Origin of the sequence: Prevotella communis (assembly GCF_022024175.1) — a bacterium.
GTDB classification, from domain to species: domain Bacteria; phylum Bacteroidota; class Bacteroidia; order Bacteroidales; family Bacteroidaceae; genus Prevotella; species Prevotella communis.
In genome coordinates this window covers 240412-264768 of sequence record NZ_CP091794.1, presented here as the reverse complement: position 1 = coordinate 264768, position 24357 = coordinate 240412, and the positions used below count along the sequence as shown (strand labels likewise).

The 24357-nt window shown below is 47.5% G+C and carries 17 protein-coding genes; 8 read left to right on the top strand and 9 right to left on the bottom strand.

Annotated features, from left to right (window positions below; genetic code table 11):
• The 7 genes from L6466_RS01035 to L6466_RS01005 form a co-directional block, all read right to left on the bottom strand.
• Window positions 1–1896: a hypothetical protein gene (locus tag L6466_RS01035; RefSeq protein WP_237802335.1), complete on the bottom strand. Its 1896-nt coding sequence runs from the start codon at window positions 1894–1896 to the stop codon at window positions 1–3.
• Window positions 1897–1917: 21 nt separating this feature from the next.
• On the bottom strand, window positions 1918–3978 hold the full coding sequence (locus L6466_RS01030; RefSeq protein ID WP_237802336.1) for a hypothetical protein: 2061 nt from the start codon (window positions 3976–3978) through the stop codon (window positions 1918–1920).
• 42 nt (window positions 3979–4020) lie between these two features.
• Window positions 4021–5850 (bottom strand): hypothetical protein, encoded by a 1830-nt coding sequence (locus L6466_RS01025; RefSeq protein ID WP_237802337.1) that lies wholly within the window; start codon window positions 5848–5850, stop codon window positions 4021–4023.
• Window positions 5847–6917, bottom strand: a complete 1071-nt coding sequence (locus L6466_RS01020; RefSeq protein WP_237802338.1) for a hypothetical protein — start codon at window positions 6915–6917, stop codon at window positions 5847–5849. Before L6466_RS01020 ends, L6466_RS01025 begins: the two co-directional genes overlap by 4 nt.
• 50 nt (window positions 6918–6967) lie before the next feature.
• Window positions 6968–9355: a hypothetical protein gene (locus L6466_RS01015; protein WP_237802339.1), complete on the bottom strand. Its 2388-nt coding sequence runs from the start codon at window positions 9353–9355 to the stop codon at window positions 6968–6970.
• Between the two features lie 128 nt (window positions 9356–9483).
• A complete protein-coding gene (locus L6466_RS01010; protein WP_237802340.1) occupies window positions 9484–10809 on the bottom strand; it encodes a DUF3575 domain-containing protein in 1326 nt (441 codons plus the stop codon).
• Between the two features lie 160 nt (window positions 10810–10969).
• Complete coding sequence (locus L6466_RS01005) at window positions 10970–11662, bottom strand: SIR2 family NAD-dependent protein deacylase (RefSeq protein WP_091813533.1); 693 nt, start codon at window positions 11660–11662, stop codon at window positions 10970–10972.
• Between the two features lie 127 nt (window positions 11663–11789).
• Between L6466_RS01005 and L6466_RS01000 the strand changes: the two genes are divergently transcribed.
• The 3 genes from L6466_RS01000 to L6466_RS00990 are packed head-to-tail and all read left to right on the top strand — an operon-like array spanning window position 11790 to window position 14259.
• Window positions 11790–12635 (top strand): DUF3737 family protein, encoded by an 846-nt coding sequence (locus L6466_RS01000; protein WP_237793638.1) that lies wholly within the window; start codon window positions 11790–11792, stop codon window positions 12633–12635.
• Complete coding sequence (locus tag L6466_RS00995; protein WP_237802341.1) at window positions 12632–13795, top strand: MalY/PatB family protein; 1164 nt, start codon at window positions 12632–12634, stop codon at window positions 13793–13795. Before L6466_RS01000 ends, L6466_RS00995 begins: the two co-directional genes overlap by 4 nt.
• Window positions 13786–14259: a C-GCAxxG-C-C family protein gene (locus L6466_RS00990; protein WP_091813524.1), complete on the top strand. Its 474-nt coding sequence runs from the start codon at window positions 13786–13788 to the stop codon at window positions 14257–14259. The genes L6466_RS00995 and L6466_RS00990 overlap by 10 nt, the downstream gene beginning before the upstream one ends.
• A 55-nt stretch (window positions 14260–14314) precedes the next feature.
• Here the strand turns inward: L6466_RS00990 and L6466_RS00985 are convergent, their stop codons facing one another.
• Window positions 14315–16054, bottom strand: coding sequence for a Na/Pi cotransporter family protein (locus tag L6466_RS00985; RefSeq protein ID WP_237793641.1), 1740 nt, complete (start codon window positions 16052–16054; stop codon window positions 14315–14317).
• Window positions 16055–16205: 151 nt separating this feature from the next.
• On the opposite strand from L6466_RS00985, the gene L6466_RS00980 reads away from it, so the two are divergent.
• The 3 genes from L6466_RS00980 to L6466_RS00970 all read left to right on the top strand — a co-directional run bounded on the left by L6466_RS00980 (window position 16206) and on the right by L6466_RS00970 (window position 20879).
• On the top strand, window positions 16206–17867 hold the full coding sequence (locus L6466_RS00980; RefSeq protein WP_237802342.1) for a nucleoside kinase: 1662 nt from the start codon (window positions 16206–16208) through the stop codon (window positions 17865–17867).
• Window positions 17868–18020: 153 nt separating this feature from the next.
• Window positions 18021–19868: a 2-oxoacid:acceptor oxidoreductase subunit alpha gene (locus L6466_RS00975; protein WP_237802343.1), complete on the top strand. Its 1848-nt coding sequence runs from the start codon at window positions 18021–18023 to the stop codon at window positions 19866–19868.
• Between the two features lie 6 nt (window positions 19869–19874).
• Window positions 19875–20879, top strand: coding sequence for a 2-oxoacid:ferredoxin oxidoreductase subunit beta (locus L6466_RS00970; RefSeq protein WP_091813512.1), 1005 nt, complete (start codon window positions 19875–19877; stop codon window positions 20877–20879).
• A 663-nt stretch (window positions 20880–21542) separates the two neighbouring features.
• Here L6466_RS00970 and L6466_RS00965 read toward each other — a convergent pair.
• Window positions 21543–22598: an IS110 family RNA-guided transposase gene (locus L6466_RS00965; protein WP_091817140.1), complete on the bottom strand. Its 1056-nt coding sequence runs from the start codon at window positions 22596–22598 to the stop codon at window positions 21543–21545.
• Window positions 22599–23113: 515 nt separating this feature from the next.
• Between L6466_RS00965 and L6466_RS00960 the strand changes: the two genes are divergently transcribed.
• On the top strand, window positions 23114–23560 hold the full coding sequence (locus L6466_RS00960) for a hypothetical protein (RefSeq protein ID WP_237802344.1): 447 nt from the start codon (window positions 23114–23116) through the stop codon (window positions 23558–23560).
• A 150-nt stretch (window positions 23561–23710) separates the two neighbouring features.
• Window positions 23711–24352, top strand: coding sequence for a hypothetical protein (locus tag L6466_RS00955; RefSeq protein ID WP_143010044.1), 642 nt, complete (start codon window positions 23711–23713; stop codon window positions 24350–24352).
• Window positions 24353–24357 lie beyond the last annotated feature (5 nt).

The window sequence follows — 24357 nt, the reverse complement described above, 5'->3', positions numbered from 1 at the left end:
TCAATCCAGCAACACATTCGTTGTCGTGCTATGTGTCCATTTCATTTCCATCGACACGCCAATCTCCAACTGCGGGTCACGTGTGTCGGGCACCACATTCCATGCGCCCTTCAGGTCACTCACCACACAGGTCACCTCTGTATAGCCATCCTGCGAGAACACACGGTTCAACGTGTTGTCGTCAGCATTATAGCCTGTAGCCTTCGTGGGGTCGAGTTTTGCTGTCATATAGAATTTCGAGCCATTCAAAATCACACCATTTGCCCCGTTAAAATCTACCCCACTATTATTCTCAAACTCCAGTATCAGGTAGATCACCTCATCCTTTCTGGTAGGCAATACCAAGGTATTGGCATAGGCCGTAGCGACATTATACGGTAACAAATAAATTGTCTTGTTATCTTCATCAATAATCCGTGGGTCATAAACCGTATGTTCGTCGGATGATGCCAGTGGATCAAAATTATACGCCACGTCATATTGCGGACCGACAATAAGTGCCGTCAGGGGGAAGTTCGTTCCAGTCACACTGATTTCATGCATATTTCCCCGGTCATGCAAAATGAGCGGACTTTTTATACAAACACGCAACTGAGCCACCCCATAGTTGATAGCATCCTTGATGGCTATCGACTGTGTTTTTGAGTTGACCACAGCCGATGAATTCTGATATTCATCCAAAATCTGGCTCCAACTATTAGAGGGCACATAATGCTCCTGTTCAGAGTCGGCATCCGAAGTCTTGATACGACTATTGCCATAATAGCACAGTAATGGAGGATAACAGATACGACTGGCACTCAACACCTTTGCAGAAGCCCTTGTTTGCAATACCACCTGGAACCGTTGTGCATCAGCATTCCACTGGATAGCAGCAGCGCCATCAGGCAGTTTGAGACTTGTAGGATACTGATTCCGAGGAGTCTTCAGACTAACGGTTACGTTACTTCCATAACCGCTTAGTTGCACAAAATCCGAATTATTTATTGCTGTACGAATAGCTTTTGACAGTTCTCTATATGGATAAATGGTGCCTACGGGTGTCGGAGCATTACTGCTAACGTAATAACTCACTGCTGTAGGATCAGAGGTAGCCACCTGATAGAGTCTGTTATAAAGAGCTGTCAATAGGCAACTGACATGTTGTGAAGAACCACCCATCACTCTATCGTCATTCGAGAGAAGCGAGAAAGCATCTGCCAGCCCCTCATGCTCATAGCTGTCTGGATTACTCCACACATAGACTGGATGACGCAACACGCGGTAGAAGATATCCCCATAATAACCCTCAGGCAATTCATAACGAATCGTTGCAATACCCGTCAGGAAGTCAGCCAGTTCCTGAGCCACAGCAGGGATTTCTGTCTGGTTATAGATAGGATTCAGCGAGAACGTGATATCACTGGGCTTTGTATGGTTCTCTATATCCTCGAAACCTGAAAGGGATCCGTAAGTAAAGGGATCCGCGCCTGCTGGAGCATGACCGAAAATAAGGAATGAAGCCGTCTTACGAGGTACGTAGACGGGCTTATAGAAGGCTGCATTGTTATTATTGATGAGACGCGTCTCGCTGATATAGCGTCCCAGTTCAATATTCTTCTTCAAAGGGACGTCATTAGGACCGATTACCCCCTCCGTAGCATAAGGAATCAGGAAAAAGTCTGATATTCCCCGAAAAGTGCCATTAGTCTGTGTGGCATTAGCAGACATACGTGTCTGTCCCGTATGTCCTTTCTCAAAACTGACTCCTAAACCTACGGCAACAGAGTCTACGATTCTAAGAGGAGAGTTTTCAGAAGAATCGTCGATGGTCTGATCAACGAAAGTACACGCGCTGAATGCCTGCGCCATCAGCACAGGCATCAGCAACATGCGATATAATCTTCTTCTAATCACTCTCTGCCAGTTTTTAACAAATTAGATTTCTGGATTCAGGATCAATCCCTCCTGCCACTCCAAGTCGACAGAAGTACCCAGTTCGATACCAGGACTTGTAAGGTCAGGCACACCATTGGTAGCACCGCCAAGTCCCTCGGGATTATTAGGCGCATCAGGATATTTTCCTGTCTCCTGATCGGGCGTTACATGGATATCCACTTCACCGTCATTATCAATATCCCAACCGGGACCACCGTGTACAGGGTCTGTGATGAATACATCATCATTTCCGTCGCCATCGATATCGTAAGGATCCACTAATCCGTCGCCATCAACATCAACACCGGTGGGAACACCATTCTCGTCCTTGATATAGACATCAGGCGTGCCATCATTGTTGCGGTCAACAGTAGCACCACCATTTTTGATAGTCACAGTCAACTTCGTAACGTGGTCTTGCATCACAATCTTATTCAAGTCATCCTCATCACCAGTATTCTTATAGTTAGTAGCGGTAGTAGGATCAAGCTTTACAGCCAGATAGAAGGTGCCTCCATGAGGAATCACGCCATCGAAGCCCATGAAGGCATCACCATTATTGACAAGTTCAAGGGCAGCGTGTACCACCTGATTGCTCTTCGTCTCCAAAGCAAGTGTCTGGTTAGCAGAGGTGGTATAGTCAGCTTTGGCAATAATGCTGTTTGACGACATCATACAGTCATAGATAGCCAGGTTCTCGTCACCCCTAGAGGTAAAGTCGTAACCCACGCTGTTCTGTCCACCTATCAGGATACCCTTCAGAGTGTAGCCTGCAGTCGTATTCACCTCCTTACTGTTACCGTCATAGAAGGTGCCACTTCCCATCTTCACCTTGGTCTGCAAGCGACCTACGCCATAATTGGCAGGACTACGCAGGGCAATGGAACGCGTACCGGCTTCCACCTCATCCTCAGCACCACTATATACCGAATTTATCACGCCACTCCATGTGCCGGCATTATCATATTGGTCAGATTTCTTCTCTGTGGCAGCCTTCAGCGAAGTATTGGCATAATACCACAGAGCTGCAGGATAGACATAGTCGGTAATCTTCAAGCGGAAGCCCTTGGTATAGTTTGCCGAAATATCCTCGAAAATCTTTGAAGTCTGATTCCAACGCAGACGTACAGCACCATCGGGCAGACCAATATTCTCAGGATAGCCGCTATAAGTACTTGTCAATTTAACGGGATCGTTATTGACTGGCGTTGAAGAGCAGGCCGACTTAATCTTGTTCTTGATAGCATCAGCCAAAGGACGTGCAGGATCATTACTCTTCACGATATCCATGGAGAAATAAAGCTTGCTCAGCATGATAGCCATAGAATTAGAAGAACCAGTGGTCAGTCCCAGGAAGTTCTTGTAAAGACTGGCCAGTGCCACATTGCTGGTAGTGCTCCATTTATCATTAGGTGCTGCTACACCCGACACACTGATATTAGCCATCTGAGTCAGGAAAGACACGATTGCCTGTCCTGTAGCGTTACCGGCCTGCGCTACAGCAGAGGTATTAATCTGAACAGGTGAGAACAGAATGTCGTTAACAGTAGTAAACTCATCATCCGACAAACCTTTCGCATTCAGAGTACCATAATAAAATTTCTCGCTACGAGAACTGATAGCCTCATCGGCAACAGCATCAATAGCCTTACCATAGAACAGAAAGTACTTGGTTCCTACAGGTACGAACTTGTCACTATAGACCTTGTAGTTCACAGCACCTGGACTGCTCAAGGCTGTGATAGAACTCAGGCGCATGATATCGGTGAGCTTGGCAGATGACGTAGTAGGCTTCGCATCAAACGGGATCAGGCGGATATTGTCGATTCCGCGGAACTGACTCACGCTACCACTCTCCTGCGTCACATCATTACTCATACGAGTACCAACCACCGAACGGGGAATGGAGATGACAAACTCTGATTTTACACCAGCCTGTCCATTCTCATTATAAACAAGCTGCTCATTAACGGCATCATCAGACGACGAGCAAGCTGTGCAGACCATTGTGCCCACAAGGGCAACGGTCACCATCGAGGTAAATGTTTTAGATTTCTTCATATCGTTATCATTTTGGTTATTATTTTTTTTCTCATTATAGTTTTACAATATTACAGGCTCTAACGGCACTTCATCATACCAAAGGCCCTCCTCCCATTTCAGATCGACACTCAGGCCAACCACCGGACGAGGAATCTGCATATTGGGTAAGCCATAGGTTGCCTCTGCCAGACTATTGATTGTGATATTCACCGAGGTATATCGGTCTTTGCAGACAATCTGATTCAGCGTCTCACTATAGTTGATGCCATCCTGAGGCTTCATAGATGCCACCAGATAGAAGGTGGCCCCTTTCACTATCACGCCATCAGCTCCTTGGAAGTCATCACCATTGTTTACCAATTCCAAAGCAATGAGGATGGCTGTATTGGGAGCCGTACCGAGTGCAAGGATATGATCCTGCTCAGTAAAATAACGGCGTTTCAGAGGTTGCGGTCCTCCATTGACATCTGTATCATAGATGGCATAGGCACGACTGGTTGTCATGGGCTGAAAGTCATAGTCCACCTCATGCTGTCCGCCCACCACATAGCCCTTCAGGGTGAACATGCCATCAAAAGCAGGCACATAATTTCCTTTCGCATCATAGATGGTGCCAGTACCAATACGCGTTTTTACTGCTATACGTCCTATGGCATACTGCACCTGCTGAACCATCGCCACCGACTGAGTCGTTGGCTGAACGGTCTTGTCGGCACCGGCATAGCCATTGTTAATCAAGTCTGTCCAATTCTTGTATTGGGTTGTATCCGCGGTCAACGTATCGCTACTTGCAGGCTCAATCTTATTGATGACCTGCTCTTCAGAAGCCAGCAAATCAGAGAATACCTGATACTGCAGGTTCATAGGGTAGACATAGTCGGTGACTGACGTAGCATTAAGGTTATTACCATAAGTATAAGTGCTGGGCACCACGAAATGTTTCTCTGCTGCGTTCCAGCTGATGCGTGCAGCACCATCAGGCAGGTTGATGTCAGCAGGGAAGCCCAGATAGTTGTCTTTCAAAATCAGTTGTTTTCCTGCAGAGTCTGGCACCTCCACACAGCAGCTGGCAATCTTCGCAGATATAGCCTCTGCCAATTCCTTTCCCTGTTCATCGGGGCTTTCCATATTCATCATCCTATAGACATAATCCAGCATCGTCTGGATATGAAAAGAAGATAGCGTGGTCAACTGTGTCATCTGCTGCCAGGCCTCATTCATGTAGAGATTGCCTACCGTAGGCCAGCAGTTATTAGGAGCAGCCACATCCACGGTGGTATTCATCAGGTCATCCAGCAAACGGAGAAGAGCATGTCCTGCAGGACTGTCGCCCAAGCTGTCTCTCGATGTGCATATCTGTACAGGACGGAAGCGGATACCACTATTTCCCTGATAAGAACTGCGACCTAAGCCCACCGTCTCTATCACACCATATTTCATACGCTCCTCGTGGTTCTTCGGAGCATCGTCGGCACGGGCATAGAAACCAAAGTGCGAGGTACCCACGGGGATACTTATCTCCTGACAGAGGGAATAGTCTTCCTCTGTGACAGTATCATTGACCTCATCGCCAGAGGTTTTTATACTGATCATATTCCCCAGGTTACTTGAAGTCTGTGTGGGATATTGATTGAAGCAAAGCATGTGTATGTCGGACAGGCCACGGAAGTCGTTCTCATCACTATTAGCCTGCACGATGTCCGACGACATACGGGTGATGCGATGTATGTTGGCAATGCGTTTGGGCAGAGAGATTGTCAGGTTTGCATTCACCAAACGCAAGGGCTGGCCTGCCCCCTGATCATCATCAGAAGTGCAAGCCATCATCAGAAACAGCCCCATCAGTACTGCTCCCATCAACACCTTATTATAATAATATAGGCTCCTCATGTCTCTATTTCCAATCCATCTTTCCAGTCAAGCGTCACAGAGGTGCTCACCTCCGAACTGCCACCATCCACCTCTATACCACCATTACTGCCTATCCTGCACTTGATAATCTTTAACTGTCCGGCACGCAGAGGCTCCTTCACTCGCAGTACTGTCTCTGTAATAGTGCCGTCTGATTGTGGCACATAAACACGGAGTTCCCACAAGGCATTCTCATCGGGCTGAGCGATAAACGGCTCTTCAGTCTCTATCACCGTACGGGTAGCCAATGGCTCTCGCGAAGGGAAGGTCACCGAACAGAAGGTGAGGTTATCATTCTCCGACTCCCTATGCAGCAGTTTTGTGCGTACTATAGGCGAAGGATTGCTGAACACGTAAGAACTGTCAGCAATATTAAATGCAGTGGCGAAGCCAGTAGAATAAACCTTGATGCCATCGGTGCTATGACCTTGCGGGTCCATCACCAAGGCAGCAGCACAGTTGGCCATATACAACTTCACGTTAAAGGTCTGGTTAATACCCTCAATCATCTCCATGAGCTGACGGGCCGTAAACAGCCCCGTTGTCTGCGAGTCGATAGTGTCAGGAATCGACGTTGCTCCTCGTGAGGTAGCCAGGTCTCTCAAAGCCACCTGCGCCGTATAGCAGCGATCATCATACATCAGGTCAACAAGTGGGTCGTCCACAATATTGGCCACAGCCAGGTGCATATACTTCTGGCGAGGGATGTACAGTGTGTAACTATGTTGGTTGGCATCCATGATATGTTCGTCATGGTGCAGGCGAGCAGAGTCACCCTTGGTATCGTAGAACGACAAGTCCACATCGTGGGCATAGTCGGTGAAGATATCCGACAAGTGAGCACGCAACACGGAAGCCACACTGACATCCGTCTCTGCCGTGAGTTGTGTCTGCACCTCCGTCGTCATATTCGTGATGAGTTGCAACTCATAGTCCAACTGCGTACAGTTGTCCAAGTCGTCGTCAATCATCGAGCAACTTGTGAAGAGGCATAGAACCAGTAGGCAAGATGTTATCATCATGCCTATCTGGTTCCATATGTTCATATACCTCTTCATCTCATTTTCGCTTACGCGCGTACATTATAATAAAACAATTACTGGCCACCTTCCAGTTTTACGTCATCGAATACCAAGCCCTTATTCCACTTGAGGTCAACACTCAGACCCAGTGAGATCTGTGTAGAACGCAAGTCGGGCACAGCAACCAGTGCATGTTTCAGAGAGTTCTCTGTCAGCACGAAGGTCACGTCTGTCATGTAGTCCTGCATGAATACGCGGCGTTCCTTAATGGTCTTGGAATCAAGTGTTTGATCACCATCGGCAGTTGCCTGATCTGTTGTGTAGTAAGGAGGCATTTCGTAGGTATCTGGCCAAGTAATACCGAGTGACTTGTCGTCAATAACCTGTTGTGCATTCTTACCCTCAACTGAGACTGCATCCGGGTCAAGCTTGGCTGTGATGTAGAATGTACCTTCTTTGCGGATGAGGTTGTTCATTCCCCAGAAGTCCTTACCTGACATATTCTTAAACTCAAGGGCTACATATACCACACGCTGAGCCGAACCTTTGAGGTCGTCATCCCAGTTATCCCACAAGAGGGTGTAGTTGTAGGCAGAGGCACCGCCACCAGCAGTACCTGTTGCCATTGGAATAGTTCCATCTGGGATAGCGCTGTCATATACCATACAACCGAACTTAGGTTTCTGTTCACCACTAGTACCATCAACGGTTGCGTCATATCGTGGCAGGAAGTTCCAGCCTACTGAGCGATTTACACCACCGATAGCAATACCTGTGAGCTGAAACATACCTGCATTTTGCACGTTAATTACGTTATCAGGCTCGTTGGCGCCGTTGTTGCGCTCATACTGAATCTGGTGGTTATTATCCTTGAGGACATTAGTTCCGTACTTCACGTTCATTCTCAGCAGGGCGTTGGCATAATTGATGCAGTTGCGCATGGCAACTGAGCGTGTGGTAGACTTCACATGCGAGTTGTCTGTCCAATCGGACCATAGAGAATTGTCATTATCTACCCAGTTTGTTGTTCCGTCAGGATAATCAGCAGTACTCTTGGTTGCGTCAGTCACGCGGATTGGACTGTTGCCAAAGTACATAAGTTCCGGTGCATAAACCCAGTTTGAGGGGTCAAAGGCTGAGGTTGAGCCCGAAGAGCCACCCATTGCGTAAGTAGGAATGGCACCCATATAGGAGTACTCAGGAGCACTAATACCCAATGTCGGGTTATAAGAAATCTGGAGTATGGTTGCACCATAAGGTAAATTGAACTCAGTCTTTGGAAAATCTGTAAATTTCTCATCGTCGCCTATCTTGTTAACCTGAGCGTCAACCAATTCTGTAAAGGTCTTAAGGTTAGAGTTCGCTTTCCACTCACATCCAGCAGACGTGTCGAAACAAGTTGCGATATTGTTACAAATAACCCCTGCCAAACGTTTAGCCATTGTCTCCTCCACGTTAGTTGGAGATGCATCCCTTACGGCAGCAATAGTAGTATAGAGGTCGTTCATCATACGCTTGATGGCTGGTCCTGAACCGGCACGGAGTTCGCTTTGTGAGTTTCTGACATAGATTGTATTAAAGGTCACATAAGTATTTGCAAGGATTTCTCCCAAAGCTTTCATGGCAGGTGCCGACTCACCGCTCGGGTAGACTGGTTCTGTGGTCTTTGCCACGATACTGGTGATTTTGGTTTCATCGGTTCCATCTCTTGTGATAGTCACATAGTCCTGCCACTTGACGCTCCTACCTGAAGGGATTGTTCTTCCCTCCATGGTCAGGTCTGCCGGGAGAGCGTAACTTGAGCGGATAATCTTGTTCAGCACAGCGGATATCAAGGTTTCAGACTGAAGGAACTCGGTCTGCGTGTCTGAGCCGTCAGCAATAATTTTCTTGAGGCGGAAGAAATTGGCATTCATGTTACCATTTGCGCTAATTTCCATATCCACTGCACCCTGTGTCACGTCTGTTCCATCTTTGATGGCCTTTCCGTAGAACAGGAGAGTGTTGGTCTCAACTGGGAGGTTCAGTTCCACCACACGGCGCGACTTAGTCTTGTCTGTGCTGGCAGGCGCGATTGAGCCCCTACCCATAACATTTCCGAGGTCAAACATCTTCACAACCGGTGTTGGTGTTGGGGCGTAGGCAATATGCCAGCCATCCTTTACGCCACTATTGTCAGTATTTCTGATTTTGTAAGTGAACAGTTTCGCATTGTCAATACCACGAAACACTTCGTTTGATGAAGTAATAGCAGCCTGAACGTTTTCAGAACTCATTCGGGTAGTAGATCCCGTTCCTGTAGACACGTTAAACACGAAGTCGGCATTCACTTCATTGGTCTCAGGGTTGTAACCTGGGCTGGGGGTAACCTCCTGTGTAAGGTTATCATCAGAGCAGGCGGTGAACCCTGTACTTAGCAGTGCTATCGCTCCTGCATAGGCTAGTAATTGTAGCTTTTTCATTGTTCTTAAAGAATTAGTTAATATTTATGTTAATTTATTTTCGTATTACACGTATTCTGGTTAGGAAGTTTATTGTTTCTTCGGTTAGGTCATTTTTACTCTTTAGTTAAGGAAATATTTTTTCTTAGTTAAGGAGTTTTTCTTTCTAAGTATATACGCATATATCCAGAGTTACGCTGATCGGCCAGAACGTGCTCCTTGATATAGTTCCAGGTACGTCCACCATTGAGCACACGCAGGCGCTGTTCACGATGGTCGGCAGCGGGTTCATTATCTATGATACTGATGGCACGCTTCAGTTCGGCAACCGTAGTTCCCGACTTATCATCGTGCTTCTCTATTAATTCTGCAATCTGGTCGCGGAACTCGGCCCATGCCTCACCGCCATTATTCAGTTCAAACATGGAGTCAGGCACTTCCACAGCATTCTGGATGTAGCGCTTCAGAGCAATAGCACGCTGTTCACCCAGCATCTCGTTGTGCCTGATTCGACCCTCGATAGAGGCGAAACCGATAATCTGAATCAGACGAACCTCTGCAGTAGAGTCGGCCACAATCTGACGCGTCAGACTGATAACACGATCCAGTGTTGCGGCATTCTGACGGAAGTCACGTTTCAAGTCGTATTTATCCAATTCGAAGTGTACCAGCAAAGCGGCAGAGTCACGACGCATGGGTTTCGTGGGGTCGTAAGGACGATAGTCTGAGATATCGCAAAGCACAGGATTCTCCGCCATTAGCTGCTTGATGATATCAGGCTTCACTACAGGGATAGGTTCTGGTTTCATGGTATCCACTGGTATCACAATGATTGGCTCTGGCTCAGGTACAGGTTTCTTCCTTGGGTCAAATACCAGGTTAAGTGCCAGCTTCGGCATCAGGAATGCCTTGTCATTACGTCCCTCGTACGTACCGCAATGTCCGCAGGCATACTGCTTGCTCCACGCATAGCCACCACTCATGCCAGCCTCAGCCTCCATACGGAACAGTCGGCTCAGACGCCACGTATAGCCAAACGACACGCCCAGCGCGCCCAGGTCACCCTGCAGTCGCTTGTCGCGTACGTCGCGATACATGCCAAATGGGAATTTCACATCGGCTACATTGTAATGGCTATATATCAGATTAAGTGCCCAATAGGTAGAACGATCCTCGAAGACCCCCTTTGTCCAATAACGCAACTGCGGAGCAATCAGCAAATGGCGCCATTTCTTGCTAACATCATCGCTTGTTGGCCAAGGATTGAAACCGGCACTCAGGCCTCCCGACCATTGGTCGCCTAATTTCACGTCAATACCGAGGTTTGGTGTCAGCGTTAAGTCATAAAGCAGATTATTACGCACAGCCACATTCTGGGCACTGATAGTTTCTGAAAACGCGACAGAAATTATCAGCACTACTAATAGGGCAATGCGTTGCTTTATTCTACTGTTTATGGCTCTACGCGTATACATAATTTACGCACTTTTACATTTTTAAAATACAAATATAGTCTTTTTTGACTACAAAAGTACCAAAACAGAAGATTATCCCGTTAAATTTTATTTATTTTAACGGGATTAACAAAAATTAATCAAACAAAACGAGTTTTCTCTCTATTTCCACCAAATTACTTTACATCAGTAATTGCGTCAATTCGCGCATCCCCTCACTGGCTCCTTTTTGAATCTGCTTCACCTCACTTCCAGCACTCACAGGATTGGGGTCTATAAGATAAATAGGTACACCCGGGCGCACGTAATGCAGCAGTCCGGCAGCAGGGTAAACATTCAAGCTGGTGCCTATCACGATGAAGATATCAGCAGTCTGAGCTTCTTCGGCGGCCACAGATATCAAGGGTACGGCCTCACCAAAGAACACAATAAAAGGACGCAGAAGAGAGCCGTCGCCAGCTTTTGTACCTGGCACAATCTCGCAGTTGTCAGGCGTCAGCGTCTGCTGGAAGCGCGGATTGTCCACATCACGACTGGAGCACACCTTCATCAGTTCACCATGCAGATGTATCACCTTGGTCGAACCGGCCTGTTCATGCAGATTATCCACATTTTGCGTCACCACCGTGACCTCATATTTTTCTTCCAGCGCAGCCAAAAGCCTATGGCCCTCATTAGGTTTTACGCCCCAGCATTTCTTACGCAGCATGTTATAGAAATTTGTCACCAACGTCGGATTGGCCTCCCATCCCTCATGAGTAGCCACCTGCTGCACGGGATATTCCTCCCACAAGCCGTCAGCATCACGAAATGTACGCAACCCGCTTTCCACAGACATGCCAGCACCTGTCAACACAACAATTTTCTTCTTCATAACACACACAGTCTTAATTGTTTATTTGAGTGCAAAGATAATTAATAAATCGTAAACTGAAACATATTATTGCAGTTTTATGCAGAAAAGATTGTAACTTTGCACACGAAAAACCAACATACTAATAATGGAATTAATAAAGAATCAGCATTTTGAGGGCGAACGCCCACTATTTGAGTCGCACCATCTGCGACTCGAGAATGTCACTATTGGCGATGGCGAGAGCGCCATCAAGGAATGTTCGGACATTGAAGCCGAGAACTGCCGTTTCTGGGGAAAATACCCCTTCTGGCATGTAGATAAATTCATCATACAAGACTGTCAGTTTGATGCCGGTGCCCGCTCAGCCCTTTGGTATAGCAGCTACCTGCTGATGCGCGACACACGTATCGATGCCCCAAAGATGTTCCGCGAGATGCACCATCTCCACCTGGACAACGTTGTTATCAATGATGCCGACGAGACATTCTGGCGATGCCAGTTCATTGAGGCAAAGAATCTTGAGCTGCATGAAGGCACCTATCCGTTCATGTTCTGTGACTTCGTACGAATCGATGGTCTGAAATGCGACTCAAAATACGTGTTTCAGTATTGCAGGAACGTGGAACTGAGAAATGCGAACATCGTTACAAAAGACTCTTTCTGGGAATGCGAGAACGTCAACATCTACGACTCCGTGCTCGACGGTGAATACCTGGCCTGGCACTCTAAGAATGTACGCCTGGTGAATTGTCACCTCGTTGGCGAACAGCTCCTGTGCTATGCCGACAATCTGGTGCTCGAGAACTGTACCTTCGACAAATCGTGCGACCGCGTGTTTGAATACAGTCATGTCAATGCCGACATCCGCGGACATATTGAGAATATCAAGAACCCCTCAAGCGGACATATCGTGGCAGACAGCATCGGCAGCATCACCATCGACAAGAACGTGAAACAGCCCAACGACTGTGTGATAGAAACCAGACAATGAAATACAATTTCGATGAAATAGTAGACCGTCGCGGCACAGGCTGTGTGAAGTGGGATGAGATGCCAAATGGGTCCGTCATACCCCTCTGGGTGGCCGATATGGATTTCAAGGCAGCACCAGCCATTCAGGCTGCCTTGCGTAAACGGATGGAGCATGGCATCTTTGGCTATACTATTGTCGAAGAGCCGTACTACGATTCTATTATCTCCTGGTTCCAGCGTCGCCACCAGTGGACCATCCGCCGTGAAGAGATTCTCTACACCACCGGTGTGGTGCCTGCCATGTCGGTTGCCATCAAGGCGCTGACAATGCCAGGAGAGAAAGTACTTATCCTATCGCCCGACTACAACTGTTTCTTCTCCAGCATCCGTAATAACGGCTGTGAGGTATCAGAGAGCATACTGCAATTCAGCAGCAGCGACAACCGCTTCGAGGTTGACTGGCAGGATTTCGAGTCGAAATGCGCCGACGAGAAAACCACCGTGTTCCTGCTTTGTAATCCTCACAACCCCACGGGTCGTGTATGGACAAAGGAAGAACTGGAGCGCATGAACACTATCTGCATGAAATATGGTGTCAAGGTGGTGAGCGATGAGATTCATTGTGAACTCATCATGCCCGGTCATTGCTTTCAACCCTTTGCGGCTGTGAGCGAGGTCTGCCGACAGAACAGCGTTATCCTGAACTCGCCCTCGAAATCATTCAACATAGCCGGTCTGCAGATTGCCAATATCATCTGCAGTCAACCCGAATGGCGCCGCCGACTGGACCGTGCCATCAATATTAATGAGGTGTGCGACGTGAATCCCTTTGGTCCCGTAGCCCTGATGGCAGCCTATAACGAGAGCGAGGACTGGCTAGACGAACTCAACGCTTATCTCTGGGATAACTACACTGTTCTTTGCGATTTCGTCGCAAAGAACCTCCCCCAATGGAAAATGACGCCTCTTGAAGGCACCTACCTGCCATGGGTAGATATCACCGCCACCGGTCTCTCCTCTCAGGAATATGCCGACCACCTGCTGCAGAATGCTAAGGTGTGGGTGAACCCAGGCACCATGTATGGTCCCCAAAGCGGCGAAGGCTATATCCGCCTGAACATAGCGTGTCCCAAAGCATTATTACTAGAAGCATTAAACAGAATAGCATCATGCAAATAGACAGGGAACAACGTATCCGCAAGGCAGAGGAACTCTTTATGCAGGGTTTCAACTGCTCACAGTCAGTGGTGGCTGCCTTTGCCGACATCTATGGTTATACAGAAGAACAGGCTCTGCGCATGAGCGCCGGCTTTGGCGGTGGCATCGGACGCCTACGCCTGTCGTGTGGCGCCTTCAACGCATTAGCTTTACTAGCAGGACTGGATTGCGGTTCGGTGACCCCCGGCGATCGTGAGGGGAAGTCTTATAATTATAAAGTGGTACAGGAACTGGCAGCACGCTTCAAGGAAGAGCACGGCAGTCTGATTTGTGCCGAACTCTTGAAACTCAAGAAGGGGGCTCCCCTAACCTACGAAGCCTCAGAGCGCACCGCCGAATACTACAAGCAGCGCCCTTGCGTCAACCAGATTATCTCTGCGGCACGCATCTACTGCGACTACCTAGAGAAAAAGGAATCCATGTAAACCACGGATTCCTTTTTTCTGCGATAGAAACAAATCGCAGATTTCGTGTGCAGAGTTACGCATCCTTTTGCCTGGTACCCATACGGGCCTCAACGACGTTGACCACATAGTCGCCCAACTTCTCACACTCGTTCACAAGGTCGATATAGATCGTACCTTCTGCATAAGTGTAAACCTGGTTGTTCACGTCGATGATATTCTGAGCCTTCAACTGGTTGCGGTAGTTGTTGATCTCGTTCTCAATATTAAACGTGCGGTTCACGTCGTATGCCTCCTTGCGCCCCAGCATCAGCTTGTTCATCTGCGTAAGAGCCTGGTCGGTGAGCCCCATCATCTGATGCAGGTGATTATACTGCTTCTCAATGAAGTGATCGGACTTAGCCGCATATTTTCTATTAATCGTACGCGCCATATTGAAACAAGCATCACCGATAGACTCCAGCTCGCTGACCTCACGCAGCATGGCGCGAATCTTTCCCTTCGTATCGTCAGAGAGGTGAGCATCACTCACATTCTCCAGATACTTGGCAATCTCGAGTTCCATATTGTCGCTGATGCCCTCATATTTCTCAATACGGGTGTAGAGCTTGTTGAAGTCCTGCTCGTTGTTCTTCTCCTTGCGACGCTCACTTGACGAGAGGTCAAGCAGTTCCTGCACCATGCCAAACATACGCTGCATACGGTTGGAGAAAGCCTGAATCTCCTTCTGAGCCTCCAGCACAGAGAGTTCCGGCGTCTTCATGATACCAGCTGTAATGAAGTGCAGGCGGAAATCCTCTTCCTCGTCCACTTTCTTCGACTTGATAACCCAGCAAACAAATTTCTCAATCTGCGGAATGAACCAAATCAGGATGCCCGCATTGATGATATTAAAGCCTGAGTGGAAGGCTGCCAGCACGAAAGTGAGGTATTTCTCCTTCGGCAGACTGGTCATATCCTGGTTAAACAGTTCGCCACCAACATACTGCACAGCCAATTCAACACCCTCTACGAACCAGTAGAACACACACAGAATCCAGATAACACCAAAGATATTGAAGAACATGTGTGCCAAGGCTGCACGACGAGCCTGTGTATTGGCTGAAAGGGCTGCCAGATTAGAGGTGATTGTCGTACCAATATTCTCACCCAGCACCAGGGCGATACCCATGGAGATAGGCATGGCGCCACTACCGCAGAGCAGCATGGTGATAGCCATCACGGCAGCACTCGACTGCACGCAGAACGTCAGTACGCCACCCATCACCAGGAAGACGAAGATAGTCCAATAGGAGTGCATGTCGAACGAGTTGAAGAAACTCAGCACAGCCTCATTATGTCCCAGATCCATCTTCTGACCCGTCAGTCGCAAAGTGGTCAGTCCCAGGAGCAGCAGGCCCAGTCCGAAGAGGAAGTCACCGATATAGCGGTGCTTCTTCATATAGATGAGGATGATACCCAGGAAGAATCCGATGTAGGACACGATACTGATATCGAACGACGCACCCAGGGCGATAATCCATGCCGTGAACGTGGTACCGATATTGGCACCCATAATCACGGAGATAGCCTGCGTCAGGGTGAGCAGTCCGGCATTAACAAACGAAACAGTCATCACGGTTGTAGCCGTTGATGACTGCACAGAGGCGGTAACTACCGAACCAGTTAAAAGACCTGTAAAACGATTGGATGTCATGGCTCCAAGGGCATGACGTAGCTGCGGACCAGCCATCTTCTGTAAGGCTTCACTCATGGACTTCATACCAAACATGAGAAGTGCCAATGAGCCGAGCATGGTAAATAGTGTGAGCATCATAACTTTATGAATGTTCTTTTTAGTTTGCTTTTGCGTGCAAAGATACGAATTTTTTTCATACAATTGCATGTTTGAATAAAAAACTTTTCGTATATTTGCACTCGCATGCCCTAAAACGAATAAAAAAAATGCAGATAAAACAATATAAGATATGGAAAAAACAGTAAAAGTAACCTGTCTGAACAATGGGCAGGACTATGATATCCCCATGGGAAGTAACCTCAGTGAGGCTTTGCAGTTGATGAATCTCACCATGGAGCACGAGCCTATCCTCGCACATGTAAATAACAAGGTGGAAGGAATGCACTATCGCATCTACAAACCCAAACGCGTGGAATTCCTCGATATCACCTCGGCATCGGGCCAGCGTGCCTACACGCGCACCCTGTTTTTCATCCTTTGTAAGGCCGTACGCGACCTGTACACGCCTTGCAAGGTGGCTATCGATATCCCTGTGAGCAATGGTTACTATGTGGACCTGAACATCGGACATCCCGTGACGCTGGAGGATGCCGGCCGTATCCGCAAGCGCATGCAGGAGATTATTGACGCAGCGATGCCCATCCATCGTCATGAGACAACAACCAAGGAGGCCATCGAGATGTTCAACGCCTTGCACACCTTCTCAAAGGTAAAACTCCTGAAGAGCACCGGTTCGCTCTACACCACCTTCTACGACATCGGCGAATACTACGACTATTTCTATGGTTCCATCCTCACCAATACGAAACAGATCTATCTCTTCGGACTGGAGAAATACTATGACGGACTGCTGTTGCGCATCCCTTCGCGCGAGCACCCCGACGAGTTGGGTGAGCTTATCATGCAGGACAAGATGTTTGGCATCTTCAAGGAGCACCACCGCTGGCAGGACATCCTGGGCATGCGCACCATTGGCGACCTGAACGAATGTATCGACAAGGGCTTCAGCTCGCACCTCATTCAGATTAGTGAGGCTCTGCAGGAGAAGAAGATTGCGCGTATTGCCGACGAGATAGCCAACCGCAAAGGCATCAAACTGGTACTCATCGCCGGTCCGTCGTCAAGTGGCAAGACCACAACCTGCAAGCGTCTGTCCGTGCAACTGGCTGTGAACAGCATCAAGCCAATCGGTATCTCACTGGATGATTACTTCCTGGATCGTGAACTGACACCACGCGATGAGAGCGGCGACTACGACTTCGAGAACTTGCACGCACTCAACCTGCCCCTGCTCAACGAGCAGATGAATGCCCTGTTCCGTGGCGAGGAGGTAGAACTGCCCCGTTACGACTTCCCCACGGGCAAGAGCGTGAAGAGCGGCCGCAAACTGAAGTTGGAGGATGACCAGATTCTGGTGGTTGAGGGTATCCACGCTCTGAACCCCGAACTCATGGCCACCGTGCCTCAGGAACAGATATACCGTGTGTATGCCTCGGCACTGACCACGCTGCTGCTCGATAATCACAACTATATCCCCACTACCGACAACCGACTGCTGCGACGCATCATTCGCGACTACAAATATCGCGGGGTATCCGCACAGGAGACCATCCGTCGCTGGCCATCGGTACGTAAGGGCGAGAACAAATGGATATTCCCCTTCCAGGAGAACTGCGACCAGATGTTCAATTCTGCCATGCTCTTCGAACTGGCAGTAATCAAGAGTCAGGCAGAACCTCTGTTGGAACAGGTTCCCGAGGACTGTCCAGAGTATGCCGAGGCTTACCGTCTGCGCAAGTTCCTGAAGTATATCCGTCCTATTCCCGAGGACCAGATTCCACCTACCTCTCTGTTGCGTGAGTTCCTGGGTGGTTCATCATTTGAATACTAAATTGCATATTTATCGCAATAAAAATGCATATTTGCGGCTTTTTTGCTACAAATATGCATTTTTTACGTATTTTCTTTGGTATTCCCGTTAAAAATGAATAATTTTGCGGTCGATTTTTTAGTAGTACAATACGTTATTAAACCAATATATATTATGGCTGAACAATTGGAAGTGAAAGAGCTCGACCAAGTGGTCGTTCGTTTTTCAGGTGACTCCGGCGATGGCATGCAGCTTGCCGGCAACATTTTCTCTACGGTCTCAGCTACCGTAGGTAACGGTATCTCAACATTCCCAGACTACCCCGCAGACATCCGCGCCCCGCAAGGTTCACTGACAGGTGTGTCTGGATTCCAGGTACACATCGGTGCAGGTAAGGTTTACACCCCTGGCGACAAGTGCGACGTGCTGGTAGCAATGAACGCTGCTGCCCTGAAAACACAGTATCGCTATGCCAAACCAGGTGCCACCATCATCATCGACACCGACTCCTTCGGTCCTAAGGACCTGGAGAAAGCTCAGTTCCAGACTGAGGACTATCTGGGCGAGATGGGTATCGACCCCGATCGCGTCATCCAGTGCCCGCTGACCACGATGGTGAAAGACTGTCTGGCAGACTCTGGCATGGACAACAAGGCCATGCTGAAATGCCGTAACATGTTTGCGCTGGGTCTCGTATGCTGGCTGTTCGACCGCGACCTGAACCTTGTAGGCAACTTCCTGAAGGAGAAATTCGCCAAGAAGCCCGCTATTGCCGAGGCCAACATCAAGGTGATTCAGGCTGGTTGGGACTACGGACACAACACCCATTCTAACGCCATCAATGTTTATCGCGTAGAAACCAAGGAGAAGACTCCTGGACGCTATATGGATATCACCGGTAACAAGGCTACTGCCTACGGTTTCATCGCAGCTGCCGAGAAGGCTGGTCTGCGCCTCTACCTGGGTTCTTATCCTATCACCCCTGCTACCGACGTGCTCCACGAGCTCTCTAAGCACAAGTCTTGCGGCGTTATCACCGTACAGTGCGAGGACGAGATTTCTGGTTGTGCTTCGGCTCTCGGCGCTTCATTCGCCGGTGCTCTGGGTGTCACCTCTACATCTGGTCCTGGTATCTGCCTAAAGAGCGAGGCCATGAACCTGGCTGTCATCATGGAGTTGCCTCTGGTGGTACTCGACGTACAGCGTGGCGGTCCTGCTACTGGTCTGCCTACGAAGTCTGAGCAGACCGACCTGCTGCAGGCATTGTTTGGCCGTAACGGTGAGAGCCCCATGCCTGTGATGGCTGCTACCAGTCCTGCCGATTGCTTCGATGCTGCCTACCAGGCTTGTAAGATTGCACTTGAGCATATGACGCCTGTGGTACTGCTCACCGATGCTTATATCGCTAACGGTTCTGGCGCTTTCAAACTGCCCCAGATGGCTCAGCTCGACGCTATCAATCCTCCTTATGTTCCTGAGGAACTGAAGGGTAAGTGGACACCATACATGCGTGCTGAGAACGGTACCCGCTACTGGGCTGTTCCTGGTCGTGAGGGCTTCGCACACATCCTCGGTGGACTGGAGAAGGACTCAGAGACAGGTGCTATCTCTACCAACCCTGAGAACCACGACTTGATGACTCGTCTGCGTCAGCAGAAGATTGACAATATCCAGGTGCCCGACCTTGAGGTAGATGGCGATGTGAATGATGCCGACCTGCTGATTGTAGGCTTCGGTTCTACCTACGGCCATCTGCACTCTGCCATGGACGAGCTGAAGGCTAAGGGATACAAGGTAGCTCAGGCACAGTTCAAGTACCTGAACCCGCTGCCCAAGAACACCACCGAGGTACTGAAGAAGTACAAGAAGGTGGTTGTAGCCGAGCAGAACATGGGTCAGTTGGCAGGTTATCTGCGCATGAAGGTCGACAACTTCGTACCTGCTCAGTTCAATCAGGTCAAGGGTCAGCCCTTCGTTGTAGAAGAGTTAGTTAACGCATTCGAGGACATTTTAAAGAAGTAAACCGTTATGAGTTATACAGCACAAGATTTTAAGAAAGGCCAGCCCCGTTGGTGCCCTGGTTGTGGCGACCACTTCTTCCTGGCTTCACTCCATAAGGCTATGGCCGAGATTGGCGTAGCTCCCGAGAACGTAGCAGTTATCTCTGGTATCGGCTGTTCAAGCCGTCTGCCCCACTACATGGCTACCTATGGCATGAACACTATCCACGGTCGTGCCGCTGCCATCGCTACTGGTGCCAAGGTGGCTAACCCCAACCTCACCGTCTGGCAGGTTAGTGGTGATGGTGACGGACTGGCTATCGGTGGTAACCACTTCATCCACGCCAATCGTCGAAACATCGACCTCAACATGATCCTCTTGAACAACCGTATCTACGGTCTGACCAAGGGTCAGTACTCACCTACCTCACCCCGTGGCTTCGTGTCTAAGTCAAGCCCTTACGGCACCGTTGAGGATCCCTTCCGCCCAGCAGAGCTCTGTTTCGGCGCCCGCGGACACTTCTTCGCCCGTTGTGTGGCTACTGATGCCAAGGGTACTGTGGAGGTGCTGAAGGCTGCCTACGAGCACAAGGGTGCCAGCGTTACTGAGGTACTGCAGAACTGTGTCATCTTCAACGACCACTGCCACGATGTGGTTTACAACAACGAAGGTCGTAAGAAGAACGCCATCTACGTACGTCACGGCGAGAAACTCGTGTTCGGTGAGAACAATGAGTTCGGACTGGTACAGCAGGGCTTCGGATTGAAGGTGGTAGAGATCGGTAAGGATGGCTACACCATCGACGACGTATTGGTTCACGATGCTCACTGCGAGGACAACACCCTACAGCTGAAGCTCGCCATGATGACGCCTGAGGATGGATTCCCCATCGCCCTCGGTGTGATTCGCGACGTGGATGCTCCTACCTACAACGATGCCGTTCACGCACAGCTCGCAGAGGTCAGCGCCCAGAAGAAGTATCACAACTTCGAGGAGCTGCTCGAGACCAACGACATCTGGGAGGTAAAGTAAGAATTAACTCCATAAATGAAAAAGCGGATGCGCAGATTTGCGTATCCGCTTTTTTTTCTTTAAGGGTATTATAGTACTTAACCTATTTAATTTGTCCTTCACCTTTTAAGAGGACTAATCTTTAAGGCAACCTAATGGTATAATCTTTACCCCATCAGGACGGGTGTATGCCATCTGACCACCTTAATGTAAATATTTGGATTACGCAAGGAAATCTTGTTTTTTGAGGTATTTCATTCGGTGTTTTTGAGGCGTTTTAATCTGTTTATTTGATAATTCTCATTCTGTATTTTTGATTTTACCAAAACATTGGCACCATTAAAACCACTTGCCGTATCCTTAGTTTGTTACATCAGTTATTATCTCCTCAACCTCTGAACATATTCCACTGGTTCCCCGTCGCCCTTCAGCACATCTGCGAATGTCTGAAGGGCGAACTGTATATTGATGCAAGGTAGAAAAACAGCACAAAAAGCAGGTAATCTTACTATATAGCTGAATTCATGAATTGAGCCGGGTGATTTCATGAATTCAGCTTCCTATGGTAAATCACGAATTTTGAGTATTAAAATATTTAAATTTCAATTATTTCTTATATGTTTATCGCCTGTGACGATGTTTTTGATGTTTAAGGGGGCTACGCCCTTTCTCAATTCATATGTTTCATGCAACAGTTTTTTCTTGTGCAATGCGTTGTTGTCGCATGTACTCATGTCTTGGCTCATAGTCGCAGTCGTTCTTGATGACAGAGAATACGATTCTGAGCAGTTTGTTGGCAATATTGATGATAATCACCTGTTGAGGTTTTCCAGCTAATGCCATGCGCTGTTTGTATTCAACCATGTCCACGTTGAAGCGTGATGCGACCTGTGCAGCCTGTGTGAGATATGTTCGTACTATACTGTTGGACTTGTGTCCTATATAGTCGCGTTTGTGCACGGTCGTTCCGGAGTCCTCGTAGAATGGCGCTATACCGCAGTAACTTGCAAACTTCTTATATGATGTTATGCCAATGAAGTTATTCGTATAGATGAGGATGGCCGCTGTGCTGACCAGTCCTATGCCTGTGATGGATATGATATGACTGAAATTGGCAGCAATCGTGGGACTTGTTGACATCAGTTCACGCATTTTTACCTCACAGTTCTCTATTCGCTCTGTTATCTCTTTTATGAGTTTCTGGCTGTCCTTGTACATGAATTTGAGTTGTTCGCAGTTCTCGGCAATCTGTTTCAATTCGTTTGATCTAACGACCAGTTGCTTGCGCATCTCCACCAGCTGCCTGCGATAGAGAAGCAGGTGTCGCAGATTCAGAATCTCAACGTTTTTTGGCGTATAAGGGCGTGTTTTGTCCTGGTTGCGCCATGCATACTCTGCAATGAGCAGCGAGTCCCTGCGGTCGTCCTTGCCGTGGTCTCTGCGAATCTTTGCAATCTCCGCCGCATGTTCACGCCAGATAATCATCTGTTTGGATGTAATGTAGTCACACAATGCGATGTCGTATCCGCCTGTTGTCTCACAGCAGAATGTCCATTCGGACGTATCTATGCCTGCAGCTGCCTTACGCACCATAGCGACCATTTTACGGAAGCCTGAAGGTCTGTTGTCGAACTTGCCATAGACTTGGAGTGAGGGCTTGTCACCAGTCATTGACGGGATAATCACGCTTGCATCTATAGTTTTTTTCGAAACATCGATGCCAATAAAGATTTTTTTCATACCTTTGTGTCTGAATTATTATTCTCAGGACGTGATTAACCATCTTCTGCCTAGGGCTATCACCTTACTCAGGCTCCGAGCCTATCTTCCTATTAAGCCTTCGCAGATAGAACCCAGAGGGACTATAACTCAAATTAGACTCATGGTCTGGCTAGCTCACTAGATTACCCACTGGAGGTTAATCCGTCCTTCCTACAACAAAGGTACGAATTAACTTTTGTTCATCATTCATCCTTCGATGATAATTTTTCTGCAAAGGTAAGGCTAGCTCAATCGATGATTTCACTCGAGTGAGGTTTTTGGGGGTATTATAGCTACACCTATAATCACATTTGATGTATTTTGATGTAAAAACAGTGTCACGCACTGAAAAAAAAATGGTTTATATGATAGGTGTTATCTCCATGAAACAAAAAGGAAAGAAAATGACACGGAGATTTTTTTGTTTGAAAAAAGAAAAGAATAACTTTGCCCCACCGACTTAATAATACAAGTTATAAAATATATCGCTAATTATGAAAAAAGTTATTTTATTAGTAGTGTTTGTCTCACAATTTTTAAGCATTTCAGCTCAAAAAATAACTTGTGCGGATAGTTTGAAAGTGTTCTACACCAATTATTTTACATATGACGTAAAATTAGAAGATGAAAATCGGCTAAATTCATTGGTTTCTTTATATTGTACTAAAGGTTTTTATAAGGCATGGTTTGAAGATGTATACGATATTGGATTATATGATCCCTTGACACAAGGCTCAGGTTCAACTTCAGAGGATCTTGAGTTTATAAAGAAAAGTCTTTCAGTGAAAAAGGAAAAAGATTATTACTTGGTATCATTTAAATTTCATGGATGGCAAGGGGATATAAATATGATTACTGTGTATGTATATGTTAACGCAGATGGGAAGATTAGTCACACTAAGCGCCCATCTGATGGCTATATGACCCCAGGACAATTATAGATCATGGGGACAGATTATGAAGTGAACCCCAAAGTTTGGACAGAAAACTTTCTGGGTTCACTTCACTTTGGAGTTATGACAGAGACCAGTCCCTGTGGCATCTTCGGTACAATCGGTCATTTTGGAATATATTATTATAAATAAGAAGTTATGAAACAATTTTTTTTATTTGCGGTGTGTCTCATGGGTTTTATGAATTCAATACCCGCAGTTTGTAGAGTTAATTCCTCTGTAATTTGTGAAACTGACTCATCGTTGATTATGCCCTTTTATTTTAATGGAGAAAGAAATCACGCATACAGGATTGCGAACACCCAAACAATCCCGGATTTTGGAAATAATCAATATGCTGTTAGTTGGTATGTAGATACAGAAGAGTGGGATTTTGATCCACAAACAAATCACATCTATTCAAAAATAGAGTTTAAAAAAGGTGATACACTAATTGCATCATTCAGTGATGATGAAGGATGGTCGTATATTGGCGTTGAGAATTCCAAAGTAAAGATGTTCAAATCCTTTAGAATTGACTCTGACCACACGGCTGTTGTGTTTAGGGGCGGTGCGTATGCCGCTGGTACACCAATCCTAACGGTATTCGTATTGAGTGGTGATGAAGTGAAACTCATTTACAACCAAGAGTATTTTATAGAGAAAATAGAAGATGGCAAGGTTTTCCTCGCTAGAGAGCTTTATTCTGAAAACCCTATAAAATGTGGTTATCTTTCCTTCTTGGATGGTCATGTCTCCATCGTGTCAGATGAATATCCAGCAGGAAAAGTAATCTTTTAAGAAAG